A 1,539-nucleotide genomic window follows, 5' to 3' on the forward strand; every position below is an offset into this window, starting at 1 on the left:
GCCGTGCCCACCCCGCAGCTGCACGACCACCACCGTGATGTTGTCGTGCCCGCCCGACTTCAACGCCACCTCGACCAGCTCCCGCGCCACCTCGATCGGCGGCACCCCGCGCGGCAGCACCGCCAGCAGGTCCTCCGGCTCCGGCACGTAGTTCCACAACCCGTCGCTGCACAGCACCAGCAACCCCGGCGTCTCCACCGCGAACGCCACCGTCTGCGGCGCCTCCACCCCCGAGTCCGCGCCCAACCACCGCGACAGCACGTGCGCCCGCCGGTCGGTCAGCGCCTCCTCCTCGGTCAGGACCCCCTCCGCCACCAGCTGCGCCGCCCACGTGTCGTCCGTCGTCAACCGCGCCGCACCCGCACCGGCCACCAGGTAGGCGCGGCTGTCGCCCACCCACCCCACCGTCGCGGACCCGTCGGTCACCACCGCCGACACGAACGTGCACGACGGCGCCACCTCCGCCGCCTCCGGCCGCGCCAACCGGGCCACCGCGCCGTTGGCCGCCACCACCGCGTCCGCCGTCGACGCCTCACCGTCCATCCCGGACTGCAACCCGGTCAGCAGCACGTCCGCCGCCGTGTCCACCGCCGTCTGCGACGCCTGCTCGGCCCGCTCCGACGACGCCACCCCGTCGCACACCACCGCCACCACACCACGCCCGCGGACCCGGCCGAACGCCATCGAGTCCTCGTTGCGCTGCCGCCGCCGACCCCGGTCGCTCACCCCCGCCACCCCGGGCAGCACGAACTCCACCCGGTCCCGCACCGACGGCCGCGCCCGACCGCACTGCTCGCAGAACCCCTCCGCGTCGAACTCCTCGCCACCGCACGAGCACATCGACGGCCACTGCGACCCCGGACCACCCACCGGCGTCCGCTGCACCCGCAGGTTGCGCCCGCACGCCTCGCAGAAGCGGTCCTGCGACGCCACCGGCGACGCGCACTCAGGACAGGATTCCATCATCACACCAACGTCCTGGGCCGGACCGCGTTCGCGCGGTCGACGAGAGCGATCCGTTCCTCCGGGGTATCCGCCAACCGCGCCAACTGCCGGTACCAGCGCTCCAAACCCAACCTCAGCCCCGTCTCGTTCCACTCGCAGTCCACCAACCTCCCCGCCGGCGTCGCCCCGTCACCCGGCAACGACTCCAGCGCCACACCCAACAGCTCCACCGTCAACCCGGCCCGCCTCGCCACGTCCAGCTCCAACCCCGACAGCCTCGCACCGGCCGCCATCACCTCCGCCAACGCATCACCCACCACCGTCCCGCCCGCACAGTCACGCGCCGCGCCGATCTGCGCCCGCACCGCCGCCACCTGCGCCGCCACATGATGGATCGACGTGTCCGGCACCGAGTGCAGCACCCCCACCGCCGCCTCCCGCTCACCCCGCCCCAACAACACCCGCGCCAACCCGAACGCCGCCGACACGAACGCGTGATCGGTGCGCCACACCACCTCGTAACCGGCCGCCGCCGCCTCCGCGTCACCCGACGCCTCCGCGCACACCGCCACCGCCAGCTTCGGCGCCGCCTCG

At 74.1% G+C, this 1,539-nt stretch carries 2 protein-coding genes; both read right to left on the reverse strand.

Annotated features, from left to right (window positions below; all coding sequences use genetic code 11):
* A partial coding sequence (locus AB0G02_RS39590; protein WP_360805482.1) for a PP2C family serine/threonine-protein phosphatase occupies positions 1-963 on the reverse strand: 963 nt, incomplete at its 3' end.
* 2 nt (positions 964-965) lie between these two features.
* On the reverse strand, positions 966-1,539 hold a 574-nt coding region (locus AB0G02_RS39595; protein ID WP_360805485.1), incomplete at its 5' end, for a tetratricopeptide repeat protein.

Source organism: Actinosynnema sp. NPDC023658, assembly GCF_040639995.1.
Lineage (GTDB): Bacteria > Actinomycetota > Actinomycetes > Mycobacteriales > Pseudonocardiaceae > Actinosynnema.